Annotated in this window: 27 protein-coding genes and 1 pseudogene; 10 read left to right on the top strand and 18 right to left on the bottom strand. The window is 63.3% G+C overall.

The features are described 5' to 3' along the window. Positions 1-51 precede the first annotated feature (51 nt). The 4 genes from ACVW16_RS35050 to ACVW16_RS35035 all read left to right on the top strand — a co-directional run bounded on the left by ACVW16_RS35050 (position 52) and on the right by ACVW16_RS35035 (position 3,686). Positions 52-324, top strand: a complete 273-nt coding sequence (locus ACVW16_RS35050; protein WP_456703468.1) for a hypothetical protein — start codon at positions 52-54, stop codon at positions 322-324. Between the two features lie 353 nt (positions 325-677). After that, positions 678-1,718, top strand: coding sequence for a PrsW family glutamic-type intramembrane protease (locus tag ACVW16_RS35045; RefSeq protein WP_456735054.1), 1,041 nt, complete (start codon positions 678-680; stop codon positions 1,716-1,718). A gap of 69 nt (positions 1,719-1,787) precedes the next feature. Further along, the gene (locus ACVW16_RS35040) at positions 1,788-2,366 is read left to right on the top strand and encodes an HdeD family acid-resistance protein (protein WP_456735053.1); all 579 of its coding nucleotides are present in this window, start codon (positions 1,788-1,790) and stop codon (positions 2,364-2,366) included. Between the two features lie 234 nt (positions 2,367-2,600). After that, positions 2,601-3,686 (top strand): 3-deoxy-7-phosphoheptulonate synthase, encoded by a 1,086-nt coding sequence (locus tag ACVW16_RS35035; protein ID WP_456735052.1) that lies wholly within the window; start codon positions 2,601-2,603, stop codon positions 3,684-3,686. A 61-nt stretch (positions 3,687-3,747) separates the two neighbouring features. Here ACVW16_RS35035 and ACVW16_RS35030 read toward each other — a convergent pair whose 3' ends face one another. The 3 genes from ACVW16_RS35030 to epmA are packed head-to-tail and all read right to left on the bottom strand — an operon-like array spanning position 3,748 to position 6,195. Further along, on the bottom strand, positions 3,748-3,999 hold the full coding sequence (locus tag ACVW16_RS35030; RefSeq protein ID WP_456703464.1) for a hypothetical protein: 252 nt from the start codon (positions 3,997-3,999) through the stop codon (positions 3,748-3,750). Between the two features lie 40 nt (positions 4,000-4,039). Further along, positions 4,040-5,134, bottom strand: coding sequence for a lysine-2,3-aminomutase-like protein (locus ACVW16_RS35025; RefSeq protein WP_456735051.1), 1,095 nt, complete (start codon positions 5,132-5,134; stop codon positions 4,040-4,042). A 2-nt stretch (positions 5,135-5,136) separates the two neighbouring features. Beyond that, positions 5,137-6,195, bottom strand: coding sequence for an EF-P lysine aminoacylase EpmA (gene epmA, locus ACVW16_RS35020; protein ID WP_456703462.1), 1,059 nt, complete (start codon positions 6,193-6,195; stop codon positions 5,137-5,139). A 162-nt stretch (positions 6,196-6,357) separates the two neighbouring features. On the opposite strand from epmA, the gene efp reads away from it, so the two are divergent. Both efp and ACVW16_RS35010 read left to right on the top strand, forming a co-directional pair. Next, positions 6,358-6,924 carry an elongation factor P gene (efp, locus tag ACVW16_RS35015; RefSeq protein ID WP_027557928.1) on the top strand — a complete coding sequence of 189 codons (567 nt, stop codon included), beginning with the start codon at positions 6,358-6,360 and terminating at the stop codon, positions 6,922-6,924. A 17-nt stretch (positions 6,925-6,941) separates the two neighbouring features. Continuing rightward, positions 6,942-8,567, top strand: coding sequence for a M23 family peptidase (locus tag ACVW16_RS35010; protein ID WP_456735050.1), 1,626 nt, complete (start codon positions 6,942-6,944; stop codon positions 8,565-8,567). A 63-nt stretch (positions 8,568-8,630) separates the two neighbouring features. Here the strand turns inward: ACVW16_RS35010 and ACVW16_RS35005 are convergent, their stop codons facing one another. Further along, positions 8,631-9,134: a cupin domain-containing protein gene (locus ACVW16_RS35005; RefSeq protein ID WP_456735049.1), complete on the bottom strand. Its 504-nt coding sequence runs from the start codon at positions 9,132-9,134 to the stop codon at positions 8,631-8,633. Positions 9,135-9,155: 21 nt separating this feature from the next. Continuing rightward, positions 9,156-9,632, bottom strand: coding sequence for a carboxymuconolactone decarboxylase family protein (locus tag ACVW16_RS35000; protein ID WP_456735048.1), 477 nt, complete (start codon positions 9,630-9,632; stop codon positions 9,156-9,158). Positions 9,633-9,689: 57 nt separating this feature from the next. On the opposite strand from ACVW16_RS35000, the gene ACVW16_RS34995 reads away from it, so the two are divergent. Then, positions 9,690-10,214, top strand: coding sequence for a MarR family winged helix-turn-helix transcriptional regulator (locus tag ACVW16_RS34995; RefSeq protein WP_456703458.1), 525 nt, complete (start codon positions 9,690-9,692; stop codon positions 10,212-10,214). Here the strand turns inward: ACVW16_RS34995 and ACVW16_RS34990 are convergent. The 3 genes from ACVW16_RS34990 to ACVW16_RS34980 form a co-directional block, all read right to left on the bottom strand. Next, on the bottom strand, positions 10,211-10,384 hold the full coding sequence (locus tag ACVW16_RS34990; RefSeq protein ID WP_456735047.1) for a hypothetical protein: 174 nt from the start codon (positions 10,382-10,384) through the stop codon (positions 10,211-10,213). The two genes, ACVW16_RS34995 and ACVW16_RS34990, sit on opposite strands and share 4 nt — an antisense overlap. Before the next feature lie 75 nt (positions 10,385-10,459). Next, positions 10,460-10,711 (bottom strand): hypothetical protein, encoded by a 252-nt coding sequence (locus tag ACVW16_RS34985; RefSeq protein ID WP_456703456.1) that lies wholly within the window; start codon positions 10,709-10,711, stop codon positions 10,460-10,462. 60 nt (positions 10,712-10,771) lie between these two features. Next, entirely contained in the window at positions 10,772-11,026 is a 255-nt protein-coding gene (locus ACVW16_RS34980; protein ID WP_456703455.1) for a hypothetical protein, read from the bottom strand. 125 nt (positions 11,027-11,151) lie between these two features. On the opposite strand from ACVW16_RS34980, the gene ACVW16_RS34975 reads away from it, so the two are divergent. Continuing rightward, positions 11,152-12,384, top strand: coding sequence for a lytic murein transglycosylase (locus ACVW16_RS34975; protein ID WP_456735046.1), 1,233 nt, complete (start codon positions 11,152-11,154; stop codon positions 12,382-12,384). Between the two features lie 6 nt (positions 12,385-12,390). Here ACVW16_RS34975 and ACVW16_RS34970 read toward each other — a convergent pair whose 3' ends face one another. The 4 genes from ACVW16_RS34970 to ACVW16_RS34955 form a co-directional block, all read right to left on the bottom strand. Continuing rightward, positions 12,391-13,182, bottom strand: a complete 792-nt coding sequence (locus ACVW16_RS34970) for an aldolase (protein WP_456735045.1) — start codon at positions 13,180-13,182, stop codon at positions 12,391-12,393. Positions 13,183-13,278: 96 nt separating this feature from the next. Continuing rightward, positions 13,279-14,088, bottom strand: coding sequence for an SDR family NAD(P)-dependent oxidoreductase (locus ACVW16_RS34965; protein WP_456735044.1), 810 nt, complete (start codon positions 14,086-14,088; stop codon positions 13,279-13,281). A 33-nt stretch (positions 14,089-14,121) separates the two neighbouring features. Next, positions 14,122-15,963 carry a single-stranded-DNA-specific exonuclease RecJ gene (gene recJ / locus ACVW16_RS34960; protein ID WP_456735043.1) on the bottom strand — a complete coding sequence of 614 codons (1,842 nt, stop codon included), beginning with the start codon at positions 15,961-15,963 and terminating at the stop codon, positions 14,122-14,124. A 257-nt stretch (positions 15,964-16,220) separates the two neighbouring features. Then, positions 16,221-17,207, bottom strand: a complete 987-nt coding sequence (locus ACVW16_RS34955) for a helix-turn-helix domain-containing protein (protein WP_456735042.1) — start codon at positions 17,205-17,207, stop codon at positions 16,221-16,223. Positions 17,208-18,289: 1,082 nt separating this feature from the next. Here ACVW16_RS34955 and ACVW16_RS34950 point away from each other — a divergent pair. Both ACVW16_RS34950 and ACVW16_RS34945 read left to right on the top strand, forming a co-directional pair. After that, positions 18,290-19,559, top strand: a pseudogene (locus tag ACVW16_RS34950) (PQQ-dependent sugar dehydrogenase). 188 nt (positions 19,560-19,747) lie between these two features. Next, positions 19,748-20,341 carry a c-type cytochrome gene (locus tag ACVW16_RS34945; protein ID WP_456703449.1) on the top strand — a complete coding sequence of 198 codons (594 nt, stop codon included), beginning with the start codon at positions 19,748-19,750 and terminating at the stop codon, positions 20,339-20,341. Between the two features lie 493 nt (positions 20,342-20,834). Here the strand turns inward: ACVW16_RS34945 and pqqA are convergent, their stop codons facing one another. The 6 genes from pqqA to ACVW16_RS34915 all read right to left on the bottom strand — a co-directional run bounded on the left by pqqA (position 20,835) and on the right by ACVW16_RS34915 (position 25,189). Further along, the gene (gene pqqA / locus ACVW16_RS34940; RefSeq protein ID WP_012029362.1) at positions 20,835-20,915 is read right to left on the bottom strand and encodes a pyrroloquinoline quinone precursor peptide PqqA; all 81 of its coding nucleotides are present in this window, start codon (positions 20,913-20,915) and stop codon (positions 20,835-20,837) included. Between the two features lie 176 nt (positions 20,916-21,091). Then, a complete protein-coding gene (locus ACVW16_RS34935; RefSeq protein ID WP_456735041.1) occupies positions 21,092-21,328 on the bottom strand; it encodes a hypothetical protein in 237 nt (78 codons plus the stop codon). A 107-nt stretch (positions 21,329-21,435) separates the two neighbouring features. Next, positions 21,436-22,515, bottom strand: a complete 1,080-nt coding sequence (locus ACVW16_RS34930; RefSeq protein ID WP_456735040.1) for an alpha/beta hydrolase family protein — start codon at positions 22,513-22,515, stop codon at positions 21,436-21,438. A gap of 255 nt (positions 22,516-22,770) precedes the next feature. Continuing rightward, positions 22,771-23,769 carry a L,D-transpeptidase family protein gene (locus tag ACVW16_RS34925; protein ID WP_456735039.1) on the bottom strand — a complete coding sequence of 333 codons (999 nt, stop codon included), beginning with the start codon at positions 23,767-23,769 and terminating at the stop codon, positions 22,771-22,773. A gap of 12 nt (positions 23,770-23,781) precedes the next feature. Next, a complete protein-coding gene (locus ACVW16_RS34920; RefSeq protein ID WP_456738169.1) occupies positions 23,782-24,843 on the bottom strand; it encodes a glycosyltransferase family 4 protein in 1,062 nt (353 codons plus the stop codon). A 130-nt stretch (positions 24,844-24,973) separates the two neighbouring features. Next, positions 24,974-25,189, bottom strand: a complete 216-nt coding sequence (locus ACVW16_RS34915; protein WP_456703444.1) for a hypothetical protein — start codon at positions 25,187-25,189, stop codon at positions 24,974-24,976. Positions 25,190-25,311: the final 122 nt, after the last annotated feature.

Raw genomic sequence — 25,311 nt, 5'->3', positions numbered from 1 at the left:
ATCCGTGCCGTGGGCCGGGCGTCATTGGCGGATTTGCGATCGGGGGACCGAATGGCAGTCGACAAGACCACAACCGATAGGATCACAGTCGATAAGATCACTTGGGACAGGGTTGGCCGGGTTACCGAGCCCGGACGCTACATGTACACGTTCGGCTGGCTCACGATCACCGCCGGCGACCTCGATATCTGGAAGCAATATCCGCAAGCCGCATTCACGCTGCTGGCGCATCATGCCGAGACCGCCGAGACCGTCGGCGAGGAATTTCATCTCGGCGCTTTCGATATCGCCCCCGACGCCCCGACGCGGTTCACCACCCATTGATGGCCGGAGCGCGGTCACCCCGGCGGGAGGCCGCAGTTCAAGCCGAGAAAGGCCGGTTCGTGACGAACCCCGCCTCTGGACTCGTCGCTTTCGTCCGTGCATCGTGAATATCGAAGAAAACTGCGCATTGCCTTGATCTGACTTGTCAATCGCTAACCAACCAGACTCGTCTATCCGATGTGGTCGACGAAGACGGCTCTGTCGTGCGATTGATCGCACTCGCGTTCGACACTTTGCGGTCCTGATGAAGGTTAGCTGTCGCGCTTGTTAAGCAACGGGACAGCAGGCGCATGACAGATGGTCGCATCGGAAAGCGTGGATTAGCGGACCAAGGGAACCTATTTTCGGCGCCGATGTACCTGATTGAAGCTTTACCCACCGTCATCGGAACGGCCGCGATCGCACCGGCGCTGCTGATGCTGTGGCTTGTCATTGCTGCCGAGGAACGCCCGGGGCCGCCGGCCCAGGTCTGGACCGCGTTGCTGCTTGGCGCAGCCAGCATCTCTCTGCTGGGTCTCGCCCGGGCCCCCTTCGCCAAGATGGTCGCGGCCCCCGACAATCCCTGGGCGGCGCTCGCCATGCATTCGGTGTTCGGCGTCGCACTGCCTGAGGAGGCGGTAAAGGTGATCGCAATCGTCCTGGTCTCCTCGACCAAGCGGCGGACCTTCGCCAACCCGATGGACACAGTCGTCTATGGCGCTGCCGTCGGCCTCGGCTTCGCCGCCTACGAGAACCTCGCTTATCTGGTGCAGCATGCCGAGATGTGGCGGTCGCTGGCAGCGCTGCGCAGTGTTCTCACAGTGCCGTTCCACGGCGCGCTCGGCATCATCGCCGGCGCTTACCTCACGATCGCGCGCGCTGGCACGGCGCTCGGTGCGAACCGCCATCACCGTGACTGGGCCCGTCTCTCCAGCCGCCTGCTGATGCTGATCGGTCCCCTCGCTTTGCATTCCGCGTTCGATTTCCCGCTGCTCACCCTGCAGCGCATGCCGGATCTTGACCCGACATTAAGGATGTGGCTGGGCGGGGCGAGCCTGCTGATCGGTTTCAGCTCGATCGCTTTTGCCATGCGCCTGGTGCGCCGCGTCGCGCGCCATCATGCGCCCCGCACCGAAATCGCGCGGGAGCGCCTCAGCCAGCTGCGCCGGATGTGGGCTCTTTTGCTCGCCGGCGGTGGCGTCGGCTTCCTCGGCCTTGCCTTCGTTCTGACCTCGATCCACCACTGGCTCATCAACCCCGAACGCAATCTGACGCTGGCGCTGATCCCGATCGGCTTCGTCTCGATCCTGCTCGGCCTTGCGCTGCTGGTCGTCACGACGGCGATCTACATTCTTGGCCGCAACCGCATCCGCACCAATGGCGAAGGTTTTTCGTCAGCGCACGGCGGCGGTTGATCCGCAGGATGGCAAGCCGGGTGCGCGCGTATTAGATTGGGCGCACACCTTTCGATCTGGAGCCTGCCGATGACATCGCCCGAGGATTTTTCACGGCTGCAATCTGCGATGAGCCAGGCGGTGAAGGCGCATTGGAAGGCCTTCCTGTTCGAAGGCATTTTGCTTTCCGTTCTCGGCGTCGCCGCGCTGATCCTGCCGCCGCTCGCAAGCCTCGCGATCACGATCTTTCTCGGATGGATGTTTCTGGTCAGCGGCATCGGCGGGTTGGTCGCCACCTACTGGGCGCGCACCTCGCCGGGATTCTGGTGGTCGTTGATCTCCGCGGCGCTCGCCGTGCTCGCCGGCATGTTGCTGCTGGCCCGCCCGATGCAGGCGGTGCTGACGTTGACCATCGTGCTCGGCGCTTATTTCCTCGCCGAGGGCGTCACCACCATCATGTATGCGCTGGAGCACCGCCGAGAACTGAGCGGGCGTTGGTCGTGGCTCCTGATCTCGGGCCTCGTCGATATCGCGATCTCGTTCATGGTGATCACGGGCCTGCCGAGCTCGGCGGAATGGGCGATCGGCCTGCTCGTCGGTATCAACCTTCTGTTCGGCGGCGCCACCCTGATCGGCATGGCGCTGGCGGCACGCAAAAGCAACAGTTGAGGTGCCTCGAAGCCCCTCGCGCCTATTGGGGGATGACAAGGCGCCCATGGCGCGCTATATGACCGACCATGATCACCGTCGCCACCAGCTATTTTTGGTACTTTAGCTACGACAGCTCGCTGGCGGCAGGAGGATCGCGCTCAATCTGAAATATTGAAGCAAACGTCCGAACAGCCGCCAGACCTGGCGGCTTTTTTATTGGCCGGCAGGTTCTCAAAATGACAGGAGCCCGCCGTGCTGAGCACGACCGACGATCTGCGTATCCGCGAACTGAAAGAGCTGAGCACGCCTGAGGACGTGATGCGGGAGGTCCCGCGCACCCTCACGGCGACCCGCGTGGTGATGGCGGCGCGCAACGCCATCCACGCTATCCTCAACGGCCAGGACGATCGGCTTCTGGTCGTCGTCGGGCCCTGCTCGGTCCATGATCCCAGGGCCGCCATCGAGTATGCAGAGCGTCTTGCCGCGCTGCGCGAGGATCTCGCCGACCAGCTCGAGATCGTGATGCGTGTCTATTTCGAGAAGCCGCGCACGACGGTCGGCTGGAAAGGCCTCATCAACGATCCGGATCTCGATGGCAGCTTCGACATCAACAGGGGCCTGCGGCTTGCACGCAACGTGCTCTCGGCCATCAACAATCTCGGCCTGCCCGCCGGCACCGAATTCCTCGACATGACGACGCCGCAATACATCGCCGATCTCGTCTCCTGGGCCGCGATCGGCGCGCGGACGACCGAAAGCCAGATCCACCGCGAGTTGGCCTCGGGTCTATCCTGCCCCGTTGGCTTCAAGAACGGCACCGACGGCAACGTGCGCATCGCCGCTGACGCCGTGAAGTCCGCCTCGCATCCCCATCATTTCATGGCAGTGACGAAGCTCGGTCGCTCGGCGATCGCCTCGACCGCTGGCAACGAGGACTGCCACATCATCCTGCGCGGCGGCAGCAAGCCGAACTACGATGCGGCAAGCGTCGCGGCCGCATGCAACGATCTGGCAAAATCCGGCGTCGCCCCGCTGGTGATGGTGGATGCGAGCCACGCCAATTCGAGCAAGAAGCCGGAAAACCAGCCGCTGGTCGCGGCCGAGATCGCCGGCCAGATCTCTGGCGGCGAGAACCGCATCATGGGCGTGATGATCGAGAGCAATCTCGTCGCCGGCCGCCAGGACGTGGTCGCGGGCAAGCCGCTGATTTACGGGCAGAGCATCACCGATGGATGCATTGATTGGGCGACCACGGCGACCGTGCTCGAGCAACTCGCCGATGCGGTAGAGATCCGGCGCAACACCGCGCGGGCCGGACGGCACGAGCGCTCCGCGTAAGGCCACAAGGCGGGCCGGGCGATGCTGTTCGCGCCCTGCCCGCCGCGCAACGATGACGGGCTTAGCAGCCGCGGCAGATGCTCTTGATCTTCTTGTCGAGCAGGGCGTCTTCCTTGCTCACCGGATTGTTCGAATCGCTTAGATTCTTTTCATTCGGCACGTCGCCGGCCCGCGGCTGACGATGACCGATCGGTGCCTGGGGCACCGATCCAGAAGTCGCGCCGCCGGATGTCGATTCCTTGGTCCCGGTCTGCGCGATCGCAGCTCCGCCGAGCAAGACCACGAGCGATGCCACCACCATGATCTTCTTCATGTCCGATCCTCCATTCCTCAAACCGGCGTTCTCCGTCCGCTCAATTCTCGGGCGGATAGAGATGAACGTCGCCGCAATAGTCGACGATACGATAGCGCGTTTCGGTCTTCGCATCACCGGCATCGGCTGCGGTATTTTGCGCCGCCAACACATAATTCGGCCCGACCGGGGACTTACCGGCGCCGCCTGGTATGTCGATGACATAATCCGGCTGACACAGCCCTGACACCCGTCCGCGCAGCTGCCGCATCAAATCCTGCCCCTGCGCCAGCGTGGTGCGCAGATGCGAAGTGCCCGGCGCGAGATCGCCATGGTGCAGGTAGTAGGGCTTGATCCGGCATTCGACGAACGCCCGCATCAAATCGGACAGCGCAGCGAGGTTGTCATTGACGCCCCGCAACAGCACGGACTGGCTCACCAAAGGTATCCCTGCATCGACCAGCCGCGCGCAAGCGCCCCGGGCCGGGCCGGTCAGCTCGCGTGCATGGTTGGCATGCACGGCAACCCAGGTGGTCGCGCCCTCGATTTTCAACGCAGCGACCATCTCGTCGCTGATCCGCGCAGGATCAGCGAGGGGTACGCGGGTATGCAGGCGAATGACCTTCACGTGATCGATCGCGGCAAGATCGGCCATGATTTCGCTCATGCGACGTGGCGACAGCATCAGCGGATCGCCTCCGGTGAGGATCACCTCCCAGATCTCGCTATGCATGCGGATATAGTCGATCGCAGCACCATAGGCGCTGTCCGAGAGCGCGTTCTCCTTGCCGGGCCCCACCATCTCGCGGCGAAAGCAGAAGCGACAATAGACCGCGCAGACGTGAACGAGCTTGAACAGCACGCGATCGGGATAGCGATGCACGATCCCCGGAACCGGCGCGTACGGATGGTCGCCGATCGGATCGGCGCTTTCGCCTGGCTGCATCTCGAGCTCGGCGGCGGCCGGAACGAATTGGCGCGCAATCGGATCCTGGGGATCGGATGTGTCGATCAGATCGACCAGCGCCGGCGTGATCGCCACCGCATAGCGCGCAGCGACGCGCTCCAGCGCGGGCAGTGCCGTGGAAGGTGCAAGGCCGGCGGCCACGAGTTCGGCCGGCTCGCGCAATGTCCGTGCAAGATTGGGCTTCGTCATACTTAACTTAACGCTTCATTTGCTGGCGGCGTCCACACCACCTGATCAATCCGTGTTGCACCGCTTGCCAGCATCACCAGCCGGTCGAAACCGAGCGCGACACCGCTCGCCTCAGGCATCGCGGCAACAGCGGCCAAAAAATCCTCGTCCAGCGGATAGGCCTCGCCATAGCGGCGCTGCTTCTCCGCCATGGATGCGGTGAAGCGCTTGCGCTGCTCCTCTACGTCGGTGAGTTCGCCAAAGCCGTTGGCGAGCTCGACACCGCAGGCATAGACCTCGAACCGTTCCGCGACCCTGGGATCGCTAGCCTTCACCCGCGCCAGCGCCGCCTCAGGAGATGGGTATTCGAACAGAATGGTCAAACGTCCCTGTCCCAGATGCGGTTCGACATGCTCGACCAGGATCTTGCTGAAGATATCCGACCAGGTATCGTCCTGGGCGACCCGCACCTTGTCGGCGGCCGCTCCGGCGAGCGCGGCACGGTTACCCTCATTGCCCGAGATTGTCGACAGCAGGTCAATGCCGGCGAATTGCTCGAAGGCGCCCGCGACGGTCAGCAGCTCAGGCTCTGCAAAGGGGTCGGCGGTTCGGCCGCGGAACGAGAAGGTCCCGATTCCGGTTGCTTGGGCGGCGTGGGCGATCACCACGACAGTGTCGGCCATGATGGCGTCGTAGGGCGCGTCGGCCCTGTACCATTCCAGCATGGTGAATTCGGGCAGGTGCAGGTCACCGCGCTCGCGGTCGCGGAATACCCGGGCGAGCTCGAAAATCCGCTCCTCGCCGGCCGCCAGAAGCTTCTTGCAGGCGAATTCGGGCGAAGTCCGCAGGTAGCGGCTGGCACGGCTGCCATCCGGCCGGATGATCTCGGTCCGGGGAGCGTGCAGATGGGTCTCGTTGCCCGGTGAAACCTGGAGGACGGAGGTTTCGACCTCGACGAACCCCTGCTCGGCGAAAAAGCCCCTGACAGCGCCGGTAATGGCTCCCCTAGCCTGGAGGAACGGCCGCCGGTCGAGGTGCCGGCTGGGCGTCCAGAACGGTGAGATCGGCTTGTCCCCAGCCATTAACCGACGCCCCTCTCGGCCAGCAAAATGCTGGCATCGAACGGCAAAATCAGTATGTTGCGGCCCGAAACGGGCGCCAAGGTCTGATTTGAGGCCCCAAGTCCCCCATCGATTTGACCACGTCCTGGCCGGTGCCGGGCCAAGCAAGCAGGAAATATAGCTTTGAGAGTCATCGCCAGTTCTATCCGCAAAGGCAACGTGATCGAGCAAGACGGCAAGCTCTATGTCGTCGTGAGTGCCGAGAACATCCATCCCGGCAAGGGCACGCCGGTCAGTCAGATCGAAATGCGCCGAATCTCGGACGGGGTAAAGATCTCCGAGCGCTACAAGACTACCGACCAGGTCGAAAAGGCCACCATCGAAGAGCGCAACTACACCTTCCTGTATGAAGATGGCGACGGCTTCCACTTCATGAACCCGGAGACCTACGACCAGGTGCAGGTCTCCAAGGACGTCGTCGGCGATGCCGCCGCCTATCTTCAGCCAGACATGACCGTCAAGCTGTCGACCCACGACGTCAACGTGGTCTCGCTCGCTCTGCCGCAGCGCGTGACACTTGAAGTAGTCGAGACCGAGCCGGTGACCAAGGGCCAGACGGCTTCGTCGTCCTACAAGCCCGCCGTGCTCTCTAACGGCGTCCGCACCACCGTTCCGCCCCACATTTCGGTCGGCACCCGCATCGTGGTGATGACCGAAGACGGCTCCTACTCCGAGCGCGCCAAGGACTAAGCGACGAATCAGGATAGGTGCCGCCGGGGGGCGAGACAGTGGTTGGGAAGAGTTTCCGCTTCGTCTCGCTGCTTCTGGCGTCGCTCTCGCTCCTCCCCGCCACGCCGATCGCTGCAGACGAAATCCGCAGCCCTTCCCTCACAGCCCTGCGCGTCGATTGGCGCGCAGCGCTCGACCAGCTCCGCACCGAGATCAGCAGCCACCCGCAGATCGCGGGCGATTTCATCTTCGTGCCGCGTCGTTCAGTGCCGCGCTTCGATCCGCGTGCGATGCCGGCGCTGGTGCAGCTCAACGCCATCTCGTCGCAATTCTTCACCGGCATTTCCCGCAGCCCCGTTCCCGTGCTGCTGCCGTTCGATGCCGCCGCCTATCTCGAGGCGCAACGCAATGGCGCGCCGGGCACGGCGCTCGCGCTGTCTCGCTATCAGGCCGATTTCAATCCCGTCGACATGTTCGATGCCGGCCCTGCCGGCTACAGTGCGAGCTTTTCACTCGAGCCTGGCGCCGGCGAAGGCATGCCGACACGAACCTTCGCAAAGCCAGTCGAAGTTCAGATCACTGGGTCGGCACTTGTCTACGACATCGCCGATCCCGCCGGCGGCAAGGGCGAGCAAGCCAAGCCGCTTGCGACCGTCTATCCAGACCTGCGCCGGTTCATCCGCGAAGGCTATCTGCGCTACGCGTTCACACGCTTCGGCGCGGCCTATGTGGTGTCCGTCCAGTGCCTCGACAGTGTCGCAAAACCACGGCGGCTGGCCTGCAAGGAGGCCTATCCCGTTGCCGAGCGCTTCCTGAAGGCGTTGCATGTCGCCGGCGGCCAGCGCGCGCGGCCGTTGATGGACGTTGCCTCCCTCGTGATCGATCGTCCCAGCGGGCGTGCGGCGGATTTCAGCTACCGGCCGAGCGGCGACATCATCCCGAACACCGGCTATCGCAAGCAGGGCGGCCATGCCGATCCGATGGCCTATGCGCAGATCCGCTTCCCGCTCGAGACGGCGCCGGCCTTCGTGCATTCGCAATCCTACTCCAAGCGCGAGAAGGACGACGGCCCGACCGCCTATCCCTGGCGCGACAATTTCTGCGAGTCACGCAGCTTCGAGGTTTGGCAGTGCGGCGGCGGCTATGGCCATCAGGGCGAGGACATCCGGGCCGCCGATTGTCCCCCGCCCGGTGACAGCCGCAGCCCCTGTGATCCCAGGCAGCGCGGCGTCGTCGCCGTGCGCGACGCCGTGGTGATCCGCGCGCCCAAGGACCAGGCTGCGACACTCGAGGTCAACAGCCGCACCGAGCACATCCGCTTCCGCTATATGCACATGAATCCGCAGGCGCTGGATGCCAATGGGGTGCTGAATGGCCGCATCGTCACCGAAGGCGAGAAGATCGGCGTGATCTCGAACTATCTCGACCATCCTGCGGGCACGTCGATGCATTTGCATTTCGACGTCCAGGTCTTCACACGCGATGGCTGGATCTGGGTCAGCCCCTACGTCACGCTGGTCTCGGCCTATGAGCGCCTGATCCGCGCCCGCGGGCGCGAAATCGGCCCGGAGATCGCGAGCACCCCGCAGCCGGTCGCTCATGCACTGCCCGAAGACGTGCTCAAGCCCGATCATCGTGAGGGATCGAGCAGCGACGAGAATTGAGCGCGGCGACCTCGATCGCGCATCCCGGACCAGCGATTGGGTGTCCGAGATACGATCGGCTGGTTAATCCAGATAGGTCGTCAGCTGGGCGCCCTCATCGGCCACGAACACCGCGATCAGTTCGGCAGGTTCCGTAGTGCTGGCGTTGGCGGAGACCAGATGTGTTGCGCCCGGCGGCTCGAAGAAGGACTGGCCGACACCAAATGTCTCAACCGGACCACCGCCGAGCTGGGATCGGATCTCGCCCTTGGTAATGTAAGCAATCACCGAGCCAGCGTGCCGATGCGGCCGCGAAAATCCGCCCGGACCGTAGAACACGCGCACGATGGTCACCCGTTTGCCCGGCACGTTGGGCAGTGCGTAGGACCCGATCGGCTCGACCTTGTCGAGTGGCGAGCCTTCCGCAGCGTTGGCGCAGAGCGGCGCGAGTGCGTCTGACACGATATCCTTCGTGACCGGTAGCACCCTGCCGATCGCAAGCGCGCAGGCAAGTCCGCCGACAACGGCCAGAGCCATAGAGCGTAACGGCATCGGATGCTGCATGTTGGCGAGATTCATTGCGCTCATGACAATCTCCGTCCTGGCCAATCAGGATGCAGCTTGAGCAGCGCCCGGGCGCTTCGGAGGCGTCCAGCGAAAGGCCGCGCCGAACCGATTCCAGACGTTGATCGAAGCGACCGCCGAGGTCAGATAGGTCAGCTCCGTCTCGGAGAATTCGCTCTGCGCCTGGGCATAGACCTCGTCACCAAACCCGTCCGGCAGCAACGTCAGCGCCTCGGTCCAGGCCAAGGCAGCGCGCTCGCGCGCCGAGAAGATCGGCGCCTCTCGCCAGACCGCGACCAAATGCAGCTTGTCCGCTGGGATCCCTAATCGCTCCGAGAGCAGCACGTGATGCTGTACGCAGAAGGCACAGCCGTTGATCTGCGAGGCGCGCAACTTGACGAGCTCAAGGAGCTGCTTCTCGAGCCCGGCCTTGGCCGCAACCTGGCCCAGCGCCAGCACCAGGTCATAGGCGTCAGGCGCGATCCTCTTGAAATCCTCGTATTCGCTTCGGGCGTGTGACATTGCCGTGCACCTCGTGTTATTATAAGACTACTTACATCTTATAAGAGCTCTTATATTATGCGCAAGTCAGACGGCATCACGAAATCGAAACCGGAGCAAAGGGCACCCAAAGAGGAGCCTGCGATCCGCGTGCCCGCCCCTGGCGAAGGCAAGCGCGGCGAGCAGGGCTATCTCGGCTATCTCCTGCGCCAGGCCCACGCCGCCGTCCGGCTGAAGATGGAACGGACGCTCGTCGATCTCGGCGTGACCTCGCCGCAATTCGCCGTGCTGACCATGCTGAACGCCTACCCGGGCCTGTCAGGTGCCGACGTCGCCCGCCTCACCTTTCTGACGCCGCAAACCGTCGGAGTGATCATCCGCAACCTCGAGCGCGACGGCGCGATCGTAATGACGCCGCATCCCATCCACGGCCGCATCCAGCAATGGACGCTGACACCGCGCGGCAACACACTGCTGAAGGCTTGCCGGGAACGGGTGATCGAATTGGAGAAGCGCTTGGCCAGTGGCCTCGATGCCAAGGCGGAGGCAACCATTCGCCGTTGGCTTGCCGGCATCGCGGCCGATCTGCAGGAGGAGGCTTAGTCGCCTCCTCCATCGCCCCCGTCACCATCCCCGAAATCGCCGAATCCGGCGTCGCCGTCACCCTGGATGCCGCGGCCGAAGTTTTCCGCGATGATCATCATGATGACGACCAATAGCCCTGCGCCAACAGGCCAGGGATTGGCACGGATGATGTCGAACAGCTCTCGCACGTGCCCATGATGCGCAGAAGCAAGCGAACCGACCGCAAAAGGACATGCTTAAAGCTGGGGATTTGAGCGGCTGCGCTATCCGCCCTTCAACGCTTTCTTAACTTCGCCATCGGGCCAGTTCGCGCCTGCCGCAATGACCCGGACGCGGCTTCGGTCCGCACCATTCACCAACACGTGCGAACTTATCCGGTCGCCACTCGGCTCCAAATTCAACTCCGTTTCCGGCTTCCAGCTCAGCGTCGCTGCGAGATCGCCTGCAAAAATCTGCCAGCAAGATCCGTCGTCGAGTTCGACGACATGGCTCTCTGCATGTGCGCGTATCTTCATTGCACCCCAAGTCTCGTCGACGAACGTGGGCCCCGGCGCCTAGCCAGGGCCCCTGCTCCGTCAGTCGTTGTCATGATGAATCACGGTCTTGCTGCGATTGCCGAATTCATCTTCCTTCTTGATCACGGTTTTGCGGTCAGCGGGCTCTCGCTCCTTGATAACCGTGGTCCGGTCGCGATCGCGGTCACGATATTCGTGCGACTGTCCGACCGTCACGCCGGCGCCGACCGGACCGACGTGAACGCCGACCTCATCCGCAAACGCAGGCGTTGCGATAGCGGTGATCATGGCCGCGGCAAACAGGTACTTCCTCATCTTGTCCTCCTCTGATGTCGTGGGGAGCAAATGCAGCAGTGCGACGGTTTGTTCCGGGGGGAACCGCTGTTCCCGCGTTCCCGGAACCGGCTCACAGGGACCTGGATTCCGGCTAGAATAACCGCATGAAACACACTGATTCCTCGGCCACTCACGTCAGCCGCCGGGCTGTGCTCAGGTCCACGCTCGGCGCGGCCACCATGCTCGCACTTCCGACACGTGCCATTGCATCGCCTCCCGGATTCGACGAATGGCGCGAGGGATTTCGCGCGCGCGCAATGGCGAAAGGCATTTCGGCTGCGACCTGGCAGCGCGCGATGGCACGGGTCGAGCCCGACATGAGCGTGTTCAAGCAGATGCGCAACCAGCCGGAGTTTCACGAGCAGCTCTGGCAATACATCAACCGCCGCGTCTCCGACTGGCGCATCATCAATGGCAAGATCGCGCTGAAGAACAACGAGGCGTTGTTCGCGCGGATCGAGCGCGATTTCGGTGTCGAGCGCGGCACTCTGCTGGCGCTGTGGGGCGTGGAGTCAGCCTACGGCGATCCGCTGGTCCAGCAGAACCACATGACGCCGGTGTTTCCCTCGCTCGCCGCGCTCGCCTGGAACGAGCCGCGCCGCAAGGCTTATTGGGAAGCCGAGTTGATCAATGCGCTGCGCATCGTCGACAAGGGCTGGAGCACACCGGAGGAAATGCGCGGCTCATGGGCCGGCGCGATGGGGAATTCGCAGTGGATGCCGGAGGTCTGGCTCAATGTCGGCATCGACTATGACGGCGACGGCAAGGTCTCGCCGTTCGGCAAGCCCGACGACGCGCTGGGATCGACCGCAAAGTATCTCGTCGATCGCGGCAAATGGCGCCGCGGCGAGCATTGGGGCTACGAGGTGCGCGCGTCCGGCGAGATGAGCGGCAGCCGCCCGTATTCTGCGTGGCAGGCAGCCGGCGTCACCCGTGCTGATGGCCAGCCATTCCCACAACCGAACGCGTCCGCGCAAATGTGGACGCCTGTTGCAGGCGGTCCGACCTTCCTGCTGGGACCGAACTTCTATTCAGTGAAGAGCTATAATCCCTCGATGAATTATGCGCTCGCGATCTGCCATCTCGGCGATCGCTGCCTGGGTGCGCCGCCGTTCATTCAACCCTTCCCCGGCTCCGAGCGCGTGCTGACGCTCGCGGAGGTGCAGGAGATGCAGACGCGTCTGACCAAGGCCGGCTTTGACACCGGCGGCACCGACGGTCGCGTCGGCAATGACACCATGAAGGCGATCAAGGATTTCCAGCAGCGCGCCGGCATCACGCCCGCCGATGGATACGGCGGGCTGAAGGTGCTCGCGAAGCTGCGGCAGGGATCTTGAGCCGCGTCAGTGCCGGTACTGCGGTTCTTCCGCATCGAGCTGGCGGCGGATCGCGGCGAGATGCAACCGCGCGGATTCGGAATCGCCTTCGCGCATCTGCGCGTAGGTTGCGGCTGCGATCGCAGGATCGACCGGCTGCACCTGACGTCCGGTCGACATCGCCAGCACCTGCACTTCGGCGGCGCGTTCGAGGTAGTAGAGATCGTCCCAGGCTTCTGCAATCGTCGGCGCCAGCACCATCACGCCGTGATGTTTCATGAAGATGATGTCGGCATCGCCGACGGCTGATGCGATGCGCGCGCCTTCGCTGCCATCGAGCGCGAGGCCGTTGTAGTCGCGGTCGACCGACGTGCGGCCGTAGAATTTCAGCGCCGTCTGGCCGGCCCAGATCAGGGGATCGCCTTCGGTCATCGAAAGTGCCGTCGCATAGGGCATGTGGGTATGGAACGCCACCTTGGCGCGCGGCAGGCGCTTGTGCATCTCCGCATGGATGTAGAAGGCGGTCGCCTCAGGCTCGCCCTCGCCATCGAGAACGTGGCCGTGAAAATCGCAGATCAGGAGCTTTGACGCGGTCAGCTCGCGGAAGGCGTAGCCGTAGGGATTGACGAGGAAAAGATCGTCATGGCCGGGAACGACGGCCGAGAAATGGTTGCAGATGCCCTCCTCAAAACCGTTGCGCGCCGCCATGCGGAAGCAGGCGGCGAGATCCTCGCGCGCAGTGCGGATGGCATCGGTGGCGAGGTCCGGCCGGTTCGAGCGGACAGCTGCGGGTGAGGAGGCGTGAAGGCTGTGCGCCATGGCGAAGGAGACCTCTTTCGGACGGGGGACGGCAGCGTTTTACAGGGCCGACGCCTGCGCGTCAGCCCCTGCGGCCGCCGCCCTGCCTTGCGCGTTTCACGCCCGCCGTGGCACCCCGCCGGCATTCATGCCGCCATCGATGACGAGCTCGGTGCCGGTGACATAGCGCGAGGCATCGGACGCCAGGTACAGCACGCCGGAGGCGATCTCCGCCGCCTGGCCGGCGCGGCCGAGCGGGGTTGCGACCTTGGCGCGTTCCTCCGGATCGATCGGGGCGTTCTGGCCGGCGCCACTCGCTCCGGTCGGGATCTTGCCCCAGATCGGGGTGTCGATGATGCCGGGATGCACCGAATTGACGCGTATGCCGTCGCCGGCAGCCGCGCACTCCATTGCGATCGATTTCGCGAACAAGCGTACGCCGCCCTTGGTCAGCGAATAGGCCGAGAGACCCGGCGCGCCACGCAGGCCCGCGAGCGACGACATCATGATGATCGAACCGCTGCCGTGTTTGCGCATCAAGGGCAGGCAATGCTTGACCGAAAGAAACACGCCATCGAGGTTGATCGCATTCTGCTTGTGCCAGTCAGACAGCGTCATATCGGTGATCGAGGGCACGGCAATGCCGATGCCGGCATTGGCGACCATGATGTCGAGGCGGCCGTAGCGCTTGGCGATCTCGGCGACGATTTCGATCCAGCGCTCCTCGCTGGTGACGTCCTGCTCCAGGAAGATCGCGTTGCCGCCGGCCTTTGTCACCCGCTTGGCGAGTTCGGGCCCGCGCAATTCATCGATGTCGGTGGCGATGACGGTGGCGCCCTCGCGCGCAAACAGCTCGACAATGGCCTCGCCGATACCGGAGGCGCCGCCCGTCAGCAGCGCGATCTTGCCCTCAACCTGCCCTGCCATGTTCGCTCCGCTTCTTTTTGTTGTTTGAGGCCGTTACCTAATCACGGATGGACCCTGATCCGGAAGTGCGACGTCGATGACGCGAAACTGCACGCGTTCGACACCCTGATAGCGATCGACCGACAGCGAGCCCGCGACGTGCAGTTGCTGGCCGCGATTGGCCACAAGCGCGTTGCCGAGCTTCTGTCCGACTGAACGGAACGCGATGCCGTTAACGATCGAGCCGTCGCCCGATTTGAAGCGCAAGCGCAGATGCGTCTGCCCGACTTCATCGGCAAAGACGAGCTGGTGCGCCGGCAACGCCAGGACCGGCTCCGGATTACCACTGCCGAAGGGCCCTGCGCGATTGAGCGTGGTGGCGAGTTCCGGCGTCACCGCGCGTGCCGAGATCGCGCCGTCGATATAGAGTTCGTTGACATGGCGCGCCTCGGCGACGTCCTGCGCCAGGGCATTCTCCAAATAGGCGCGGAATTCGGCGAGCTTTTCTTTCCGCAGCGTCACGCCTGCGGCCATCGCGTGGCCGCCGCCCTTGAGCAAAATGCCATCGGCAACGGCCTGCCGCACCGCCTTGCCGAGATCGACGCCGGCAATCGAGCGCCCCGAGCCGGTGCCGATACCGCCGGGTTCCAGCGCAATCGCAAAGGCGGGCCTCGAAAACTTCTCTTTCAGTCGCGAGGCAACGAGGCCGACCACGCCGGGATGCCAGCCTTCGGAGGCCGTGACGATCACACCAAGCTTGTCCTCCAAGCCGATTGAGGCCAGCGCTTCGGCTTCGGCCTGCGCTTCGGCGGCCTGCTCGATGACACGGCGCTCGCTGTTGAGGCGGTCGAGCTCGGCCGCAATCCGCGCGGCCTCGACGCTGTCGCCTTCCAGCAAGAGCCGCACCCCCAGATCTGCGCGGCCGATGCGGCCGCCGGCATTGACGCGCGGCCCCAGCATAAAGCCGAGATGCCAGGCTTCCGGCGGCCCGTTGAGCCGCGCCACGTCCATCAGCGCGGTGTGGCCGACATGGTCGCGGCGCCGCATCGCGATCAGACCTTTTGCGACAAAGGCACGGTTCAGGCCGATCAGCGGCGCCACATCGGCAACAGTGCCGAGTGCGACGTGATGCAACGTGCCCAGGAGATCAGGCTCCGGCAGCTCCGCATTCCAGAACCTGCGCTGGCGCAGCTCTCGGTTCACCGCGACCAGCGTCACCAGCACGAGACCGACGGCGGCGAGGTGGCCGAGGCCGGAGAGATCGTCGAGCCGGTTCGGATTGACCAGCGCGTCGACCTGCGGCAGCTCGGAGCCGGCCTGGTGGTGATCGATCACGACAACCGACATGCCGAGGCGCTTGGCCTCGGCGAGCGGCTCCATGCTGGTGGTGCCGCAATCGACGGTGACCAGCAGCGTGGCGCCCTTTGCGGCCAGCGCCCGCACGGCTTCGACGTTGGGGCCGTAACCTTCGAAGATGCGATCGGGAATGTGGATCAGCGGATCGAGCCCACAATGGCGCAAATGCCAGGCGAGCAGCGCCGCCGAGGTCGCGCCATCGACGTCGTAGTCGCCGAAGATCGCGACGGTCTCGCCCTTCGCTGCCGCATCCGCGATACGTTTCGCGGCGGCCTCCATCTCCGTCACCGTGAACGGATCCGGCATGAGCTTTCGGATGGTCGGATCGAGGAAGTCGGGGACGGCGTCGATGTCGACACCGCGGCCTGCCAGGACCCGCGCGAGCAATTCCGGCAGCTGGTGACGCTGCACGATGGCGAGCGCCGTGGCCGCCCCCCGCGCATCCAGCCGGGTGCGCCAGAGCTTGTCGGTCAGCGAGCGCGCCACCCCCAGGAACGCCTGGGGCAATTCGACGGGGAGTGCGGATGCGGGAGGAGCCATATGCGTTCAGTCCGTACGACGAGGGTAGCACATAGGGCAATCACCTGATGCCCCGGCCAGGCCGTTTTGCACAGCGCAGCCAACTCCAACCAACGAAACAACCCCATGCACAGTAGCGGGAGCATTGTTTTCGCGACGAATTTTCCGATGTCGTCGGCCCCACCGGCAAAGCCGTTTGACACGTCGGGCAAAACACCGGCATTCTGGAATCATGGCGCCGTTCTGATCGGCCTCGTCGAACACCAGCCGTGGCGCCCCTAGGCACTCCCGCTGCCGTCCGCTTCGGTGTGCAATGTTGCAACTCCGAGCGTTTGCGAGGGGCGCTCTCCGAACATCGCGAGGTAGTACTGCGCGAACCGGCCGAGCTCGTAAAAGCCCTGGCCCATCGCGACGGCAGCGACGGTGGTCGAACCGGGCGCGCTCTGGTGCAGCATCGAATGAGCGGCACACAGCCGCTTGTGTCTGAGGAAGCTGACCGGGCCGAGGCCGAACACCTCCTGAAAGGCGCGGTGCAACGTGCGCCTGGACACGCCAAGCGCCGCGCAAATTTCCGACACGTGCACCGGGCGGGTGCCGGTCTCGTCGAGATAATCCTCGACCCTGCGGACCAGCCGTCGGGCTGAACGCAGCCATCCGTTGTCATCTGGGGGAAGCGACGACATGACGTTGACCGCCATACACTCCGCGATCGCCCTCCTCCAGTATTCGGCGGTCGACGACGTCAGGCCCGATCTGTGGGTGCGCAAATGCGACATGATGGCGACAAGCCGGCGCGTGGCGATCTGCCCGTTCGCAGCGTCGGCCCTGAAATGACCCCGGCTGCGCCAAGTGTCGGGATCACCGAGCCTCGCTTCGCCACCGAACAAAGACGCAACGTCGTTGAGATCGAGGCGCATCGCCGCGTAAGCGGAGCCGCCGTGAAAGACCCCGTCGTGCTCGAGCAACGGCGGAATCACGAGCACATCGTTGAGCTGCATGTCGAACGACCAATGGGCCACGCGGTCCTCGGCCGCGAGCAACATCCCGATGATCAGCTTGTCGTCGCTGGCGACGCGCTGCGTGCGCATGCCGACGTTGAAGGTGCCGATGCTCAGCGAAAACTCGCCGATGCCGATGTGCGACAATGTCCCGCGCAGCCGCCCGCGGCCGAGCTGCATCACGTCGACATGCGAACCGTGGACGGCCTGGTGAAGACCTTCAAAGCCATCCAGTTTTTTCGAATCAACCAGAAGGATTTGGCCCATGGCCGCACCCTGCCACTCAAGCGCGACTATTCTACGGCAGGCAGCAACGCAACGCCATCCCGATGCGAGGAGGTGCGGTAAAGTAAACTCGCGTTTTTGAGGCAAATCTCCTGACCACCCGAAAACTGTCTGTTGCCCACAACAGTGTCGGCAGACCCTCGACGCGAAAGCGCTCGCCGTTTTCCGAGACCCATGTGACCCTTGCGCGCTCACCATCGGGCCATTCGATGATGTGGTCAGGCGCCAGCTTTCGTATCGATTGGATCATTGCCTAATTCTCACGGTTGCGGGCCCCTTCTAATCGCGCCTCTTGAGGCCAGCAAAATGAGCCGCAGATATGCTGCTGGGTGCTCTTCGCAAACTTGCCGCAGTGCGGGGTTGCCATGCCGTCTCCAGTCGGCAAGGAAGCCGCTATGGAAGGAGTGGCTCGTAAAAGCTTCCTGAGACGGTCGCGTGGCGGCCGCTCCGGGCCGCCAGCGTGGTTTTCGGAAAGCGGTCGCGCCCATCGCGCAGTGGGACGGGTCGCTCGAACGACGCGGTCGCTCCGGTGCTGTATGGCACAGAAGGATCGGATGAAACACGCGGTCTGACCCGTGCCTGAGCCGCAATGGCTGGTGCTCGCTCGATCTTCACGGACGGCCTCCGCCGGTCGCGATCTGACCAAGACCGCTAATGCGGCGGTATTTTAGCAATTTCAAACGCTTGGGACCGAAAACACCAACGCTTTCACTTCGGGGCCCGGACTCGAGACCAATAGTCGCCGCTTTTGTCAATTCGCATGATGTTTCAGCTGTGTGGCCGACGTCTCCGCGGACCACCCAGCTTCCGCCGGCCCACTGTGCATGGTGATGTTTCGAAGTTTGCGTTGCGCGCAGGCCGATTCCGCGTTGCAGGGAGATCATTGTCGTCGCGATATGCGCCTACCCCTCAATTTCTTGCGGAGCGCAACTGCCACGCATGCGACGTGCTTCTCACCGCTAGCAGATGTGCTAACCTTTTCGCGTCTGCCACCTCGACAGACCGAGTCAAACAGCAAAACAAAGAACCTGCAGCCCTGGCGGCTGCGTTAGGGGAGTGACGCGATGACATCGATGATCCATCGATCCGTGTTGGCGCTTGCAGCCGTGACCCTCCTTGCGGGAACCACCGTTGCCAATGCGCAGGACAAAAGCACGCCACTGAAGAAATACGAATCAGGCACCAAGGAATTTTGGACGCATCCGCCGGACGATTGGTTCCTCGGCGACGAGACCGAGGCGCAGAAGGGCCTCGCGCCGCCATCGGGTCCGCCGACCGGCGCGTCCGATGCTGAGCTCGCCAACATCGTCAAGAAGGTCAAGCTGCCGGCGGGCTTCAAGATGGAGGTCTATGCGTCCGGCGTGCTGGCTGCGCGGCAGATGGCCTGGGGTGACAAGGGCACGCTGTTCGTCGGCTCGTTCGGCCTCGGCAACGTCTATGCCATCAAGGACAACAACGGAAAGAAAGAGGTCAAGACCATCCTCAAGGGGCTGAACATGCCCACGGGTCTCGCCGTCAAGGACGGTGCGCTCTACGTCATCGCGGTAGACAAGCTGATCCGCTACGACGACATCGAAAACAAGCTCGACAATCCCGGCGAGGGCAAGGTCGTCTATGACGACATGCCGTCCTATGCCGCTCATGGTTGGAAATACCTCGCGGCCGACAAGGACGGCTGGTTCTACATTCCGTTCGGCCCGCCCTTCAACATCGGCATTCCCCCGACCAGCGTCTCGCAGATCCGGCGCGTCGATCCCAAGACCGGCAACGCCGAAATCTGGGCGCTGGGCGTTCGCAACTCGGTCGGCGGCGACGTCGATCCTCGTACCGGCAAATATTGGTTCACCGAAAACGCCCGCGACTGGATCAGCGACGATCTGCCCAGCGACAAGCTGAACATGATCAACAAGATCGGCGAGCATTTCGGCTATCCTTACTGCCACCAGGGCGACTTGCCCGACGATAAGTTCGCGATGGGCCACAAATGCTCGGAGTTCACGCCCCCCGTCCTGAATCTGGGCGCGCACGTCGCTCCGCTCGGCATGAAGTTCTATACCGGCGACCAATTCCCCCGCCGAATACAAGAACAACATCCTGATCGCCGAGCATGGCTCCTGGAACAGACACAAGTATCAGGGTGCCCGGATCGTGCGCGTGATCGTCGATCCTGACGGCAAGAACGCCAAGGAAGAAGTGTTCGCTTCCGGCTGGCTCGAAGCCGACCAGGGCTATCTCGGCCGTCCTGATGACATCATCCTCGCCAAGGACGGTTCGATCCTCGTCGCCGACGACTGGGCCGGCGCGGTCTATCGCATCAGCTACAGCAAGCAGTAGCGCGCGACGACAGGAGGCTGCGGCGGCCCTAGCGGCGCCGCAGCTTCTCTCATTTCAAAGTCTCACGCTGTCGTTCCGGATTGGGCCAGCGCAAGTCCGGAACCCCTAACCCCGACTCGCTGTTATGGAGTTCGGGCATGTGCTTCGCACGCCCCGCAATGACGCGGTCGATAGATCGGAATTCCCATATGCGCCGGCAGTTCGTCTCGCAAGCCATCAGCGCGGCTGCGCTTCTCGCAGTTGGCGCCCTCTCCGCAAGCGCCGCCGACAATGCGGCGGTCCAGGAGAAGGCTGCCGTCTGCTCCGGCTGTCACGGCGAGAACGGCATCTCGCAGACCGAGAACATCCCTTCGCTGGCCGGCCAGCCCGATCAATTCTTGCAATGGCAGCTCGTGTTCTTCCGCGCCGGCTCACGCAAGAACGAACAGATGCAGCCGATTTCCCAGGACATCAGCAACGAGGACGTGCGTAGTCTCGCCGCCTATTTCGCGGCCATGACGCCGCCCGCGCCTGGCGAGGACAACGATCCGGAACTCTCGAAGAAAGGCGCGGAAGTTGCCGTCGGCCGCCGCTGCGCCTCATGTCATACGGATAGCTTTGCCGGCACCAAGGCTGTGGCGCGGCTCGCAGGCCAGCGCGAGGAATATCTGGTCAAGGCGTTGCACGACTACAAGAGCAGCCAGCGTGTCGGCGGTGGCGGCGCCGCGATGGCCGATGTGGCCTACCACATGAGCGACGAGGAGATCACCGCCGTCGCGCACTATCTCGCGTATTTGAAATAGCGCCGTGCGCAGCCACAAGCTACGCAGTCGGCCCGGACAAGCGAAGCGCAAATCCGGAACCCATACCCCAACCAGATGTTTGGCGAAGGCTGATGGTGACCAGCTCGCTCACCCGCGGGAATCGGTGGCGCGGGGCAAGCGTTGGAATTGGGAATAGTGGCCATGGCACTGGGAGTGCGGGCAGCGCTATAGTAACGGCAACGGCAATGCTGATGCCGCACTATCGTTCGCTTCTAGCCTCGTGGAAACTTATCCGTGTTCGCCTAACCGCTGTGATCGCGGGTGGTCGTGCGCCGAGCTCTAATTGGGCGCCGCATCGGAAGATGCAAAAGGAGCGGCGACGGATACTCGCCGACAAACATCCGGCACCGCCGCGTACAATGCGTCTATTTAGGATTGTCTGCGTTGCCGAAATGAAAAGCCTCTGCCCGGCTCCAGAAAATGACGAAAAATGTCGCGAAGCTCTGGGGCCAGGCAGGTCGATGCGAATCGCTTACTTCCGCGCTGCGCAGGCGTACATGTTGATCTCCATGCCAACCGGCACTTCGACGATCTTCGGTGCTTTCCAGGCCATTAGTGAACTCCCGGGTTTGGCGGCACGATCGCCGCAAGAACTACACTAAAAGCATATCAAACTGACAAACCGGCGTCTTCCTCTTTGTTTAAGCCCCGGCAGACTGGGCCGGTCATTGCGGGTCCTTTCTGCTTGGAACCCAGAAGCGGGTTGTCCCAATCGCCGGCTCTTTCGCATCACGCCATAATCACCCTCGCGCTCGAGGCGCCGCATTTCGGCAAAGCGCACAATTGTTCGCCAAGAGCAGCAAGGCACATCCGGGCGGCCTCCGGAACCCGGTCTTCGGCGTTGTCGGCGGCGACTTCCAGCAGCTGCTCGACACCCCTGCGTCCGACGGGAGCGACGGTCCCGAACTCGGCAAGATAGGCGCGGATTGAGTTGATGAACGCAGTCTGCTGTCTGACAGCCGACATATCTGGGATGCGGCAGCGATGGGCCGCAAACGGAAGTGCGGGAATGCGTTCGATCGCGAAATTCAGTAGCCCCACTTTTGCAGCAGGACTCTACGATGAGTTTACTGCTACGGCGCTTTCGCCAACGTCCTGGCAAAAAACTCCTGCGCTGCCGCGATCGCCTGACCATGGGTGTCCGCCTGCGGGACGCTGAAGGTGCACCACTGCGGGAATGTTGCCCGCCCGGCGTCGGTACAATCAGGCAAAAAATCGGTGTGACCGACGCCCGGCAGCCGTAACAGCGTCGCCCCGGGGATCGCCTTTGCCGCGATGAGGCCGTTCGTCGCCGGCGGCACGTCTATGTCATCATCGCCCAGTATGATGCTAACGGGCTTGCGCATGGCTGCGAGGCTTGCGGGATCGAGCAGTTGAATGGGCCCCGGAGCCATGACGAACGCCGCCCGCACTTCGGGCAGGGCATGACTTTCGCCGGCACGGGCACGCTCGGCGGCAACTTCCGGCGAAGCCAGGGCTTTCCTTTTGTCGGCGTCCGTCATCGGTACTGGACTGCGCGCGCGCTGATGACATGTACCATCGTCGGGATTCTCGGTGCAGAACGCGGTAAAACGATCGAAATCGAAGGATCGCGCGCCCGCCGCGACAAGCGCCGTATATCCGCCGAACGACAGTCCCGCCGCACCGACGCGCGCCTTGTCCAGATGTGGTCCAATCACAGGGTCATTTTCGGCAGCCGCGAGAGCTGAGCGCAGGTCCTCCGCGCGGTCCCAGGGCAGGAGCATGGCCGCCGTCGTCTTCACATCCATGCCGTTATCGCCGGGGTGGTCGACCGCGATCACCACATAGCCGGCGCGGGCCATGGCGATCCCGAACCAGCCCACCATGCGAGCGCTGGCGCTACCACCAGGCGCCAACAGCAGGATCGGACGCGGCCCGCCATCAGCGAAAGGCGCGTTGAACGCGACCGACCCGACATTCCAGAAGGGCTTGGCCGGTGGGTCGAGGCCGACGACCAATGGCTGCTCTACCGCATCCTTTGCTGCAGGATACCAGACGGTGACGCGCAATTGGTCGCGATGCTCCGCGTCGCGCAGGGCGGCCGTCTTTTCGGTCGTCACACGATGCGTTTCGCCGACAGGGTCCGCCTGCGCGCGTTGGAATGACAGAAGAACGAGCAACGCCGCGCCCAACGAATATTTCACCTTGGCCCTCACGTACATCCGTGAAACGAAAGCCTATTATTCATGGACCGAAAAACAATACAATCTTTGGCTGCGTGACTTTCTGGAAGGCTGTGCTTCGCCGCGGATCCGAAGCACCCGCCATCCGAAAGCCTTCGCAGAACCGGACATCCGCGAGTTTGTGAGTACACGCCCCTCATCAATGGCGGCGCAGCGTCGCAGCAATCATTTCAGATATTCGTCACCCGCGTTCTCGCGTAGCACTCAGCTGGTGCTCTCGACGAAGACCACCGGCGTCCCCTTCGAGACGCTCGCTGCGACCCGTTCCGCATCCCAGTTGGTGAGACGCACGCAGCCATGCGACTGCCCCTTTGAGATATTTTGCGGCGAGGGCGTGCCGTGGATGCCGTAGCCGTCGGCGGACAAATTGATCCAGACGATTCCCACGGGATTGTTCGGGCCGGGCCTGATCTTGAAGGGTTTTTGGGAGTGAACGCCCTTGAAGTGATAGGCGGGGTTGTAGCGATAGGTCGGATTGTGGTCGATCTCGGTGACCTTCAGTGTGCCAGAAGGTGACGGCTTCTCCTCGCTGCCGACGCTCGCCGGATAGAATCCGATCAGCGCATTCGACTTGTCGAACAGCTTGACGGTTTGCCTGACCTTGTCGATTTCGACCCTGTCGGCCTTGGCAGGCGCGGTACCGCCCCCATCAGCCGTGTCGACGACGACGATGGTCTCGCCGGCACGGTCGAAGTGGCGGCCCGGGTTGAGCGCCACCAGAAGCTGCTCGCTCATATGAAACTTTTCAGCCAATTCTTCGCGCGGACTGGTGTAGCCGAGATGGGGGATGTCCTTCATGTCCTCCATTTTCGCCGGAAGCTTGCGCAAGAACGGCCCCGCGACGTCCTTGTCGGTGATGGTGTAGGTCGCCGTCACCGGCCGCTCGTCCGTCCGCAACGCTTGCCAGACATCATTCGTCGGCGCGTCCGAACTCGGCAATTGCCGGGCCTCCGCATAGGCTCGCAGCGCCTTCTTCGCGTTCTCACCGAACTTGCCGTCGATCTCACCCGGGGAGAAATGCGCCCGGTCGAGGAGGACTTGCAGATGGACCCCGGCCGGGGTCGGCTTTTCGGTCGAGAGCGTCTTCTTTGATGGCTCGGCGGAATTGATTGCGTCCGCCGTCATCTCGGCTGCGAACGCTCCCGACGCTGCAAGGGCCAAGACAAGAGCGAAGCAGATCTGCCCCGTTTTCCTCAGCGTCATCGTCGCCTCCTTTTACCTTTCCAAGCGTTGCGTACCGCCTTTACGGCCGGCCGCGGAAGCCAGTTCGCGGTAGCGATCCTCGTATTGCCGCGCCATTCGACCAGCGATGAAGCGCTCCTCGAAGCGGGCGCGCACTCTCCTTCTATCCAGCTTGCCCAATTCGCCGACCGCCGCGACGGCCTGGTCTTCGTCCTCGACGATGAACCCGGTCAGACCGTGCTCGATCACCTCCGGAACTGACCCACAACGATAGGCGATCACCGGCGTTCCGCAGGCCATCGCCTCGATCATGACCAAGCCGAACGGCTCCGGCCAATCGATGGGAAACAACAGCGCGGCTGCTCGGCCCAGGAAGGACTGCTTCTTCACGTCGTCGACTTCACCCACAAGCTGGATCGCTTCGCCGTCGATGTGAGGCTCGAGCTTCTTCTTGAAGTAGGCGGTTTCCGCGCGCGGTATCTTCGCGGCTATGCGCAGCGGCATCCGGGCAGCGCGCGCTATGCGAATGGCATCCTCAGGCCCCTTGTCGGCCGTGAGGCGGCCAAGAAACGCCAGATAGGCCCCCTCTTCGTAGGAGGGGCGCAACAGATCGGACGGCAATCCGTGCTGGATCGTTCCAATCCACTTTGCATCCGGAAGCGGCGCACGCTGGTGATCGGAAATCGACACGAATGCGGCTTCAGGGAACTGCCGAACCACATCAGGCAATCCGGGCAGATCCAAACGACCGTGCATGGTCGTCAGGAACGGCACACCAAGACGACTGAGCAACGGCAGATGCACCCAGTCGATATGGGCGTGGATCACGTCAAAATCGCTGGCTCGCCTGGCAATCGCCTCGATCAACATCGCAGAGGCCGCGCCCGGATCGGTTCCCTTCCGACCGAGACGAAGCGCGCGTGGCCACACGGCGTGAAGTTTCCCGTTGGTTCGGGAGTCGCCACTTGCAAACAGCGTGACCTCGTGGCCGAGCTCGACAAGCTCATCCACCAGCCAGGCGACCACACGCTCCGTGCCGCCGTAAAGCCTGGGAGGGACGCTTTCGGCCAAGGGGGCGAGCTGGGCGATGCGCATGAGACCTGCTACACCGCTGAACGGAGGATCAGCACGATGGCTGCGGACAGCAGGTTCGAAATTGCAAGCAAGGTGCAATTCGGCCATGCGCTTCCGAGCGCCAGGCGGCAGGCAAGCCTCTCAATGATCCCTAGCATTGGTCATCCGAAAGCCGCTCGAGATAGGCGAGCCCGAACCAGGCGAGTTCCTGGGCATCACCGTGACTCTCGCGTGCTTCCCGCCTCCCTTGCAGATGGCGCTCGAGGAGGCAGCGACGGCCATCCGCGGCATCGACGTCGCGATGCCGGGCGCGATACACGCGCCATGCGGTATCAACCGCTGTTCGTAACGGGCCGTCGTCCACCATGTTCCCAGCTCCGGCGTGGAGATGTTCATGGGACGCCAACTCGTTGCGACGGCGGAAGTTTCCAGTTTTTCCCGAAAGTCTGATAACGCACGCAACGCGAGCCCAGTCGGCACGGGCTCCCG

It is taken from the genome of Bradyrhizobium sp. USDA 4474 (assembly GCF_054057515.1).
This window is presented reverse-complemented; position numbering and strand designations above follow the sequence as displayed.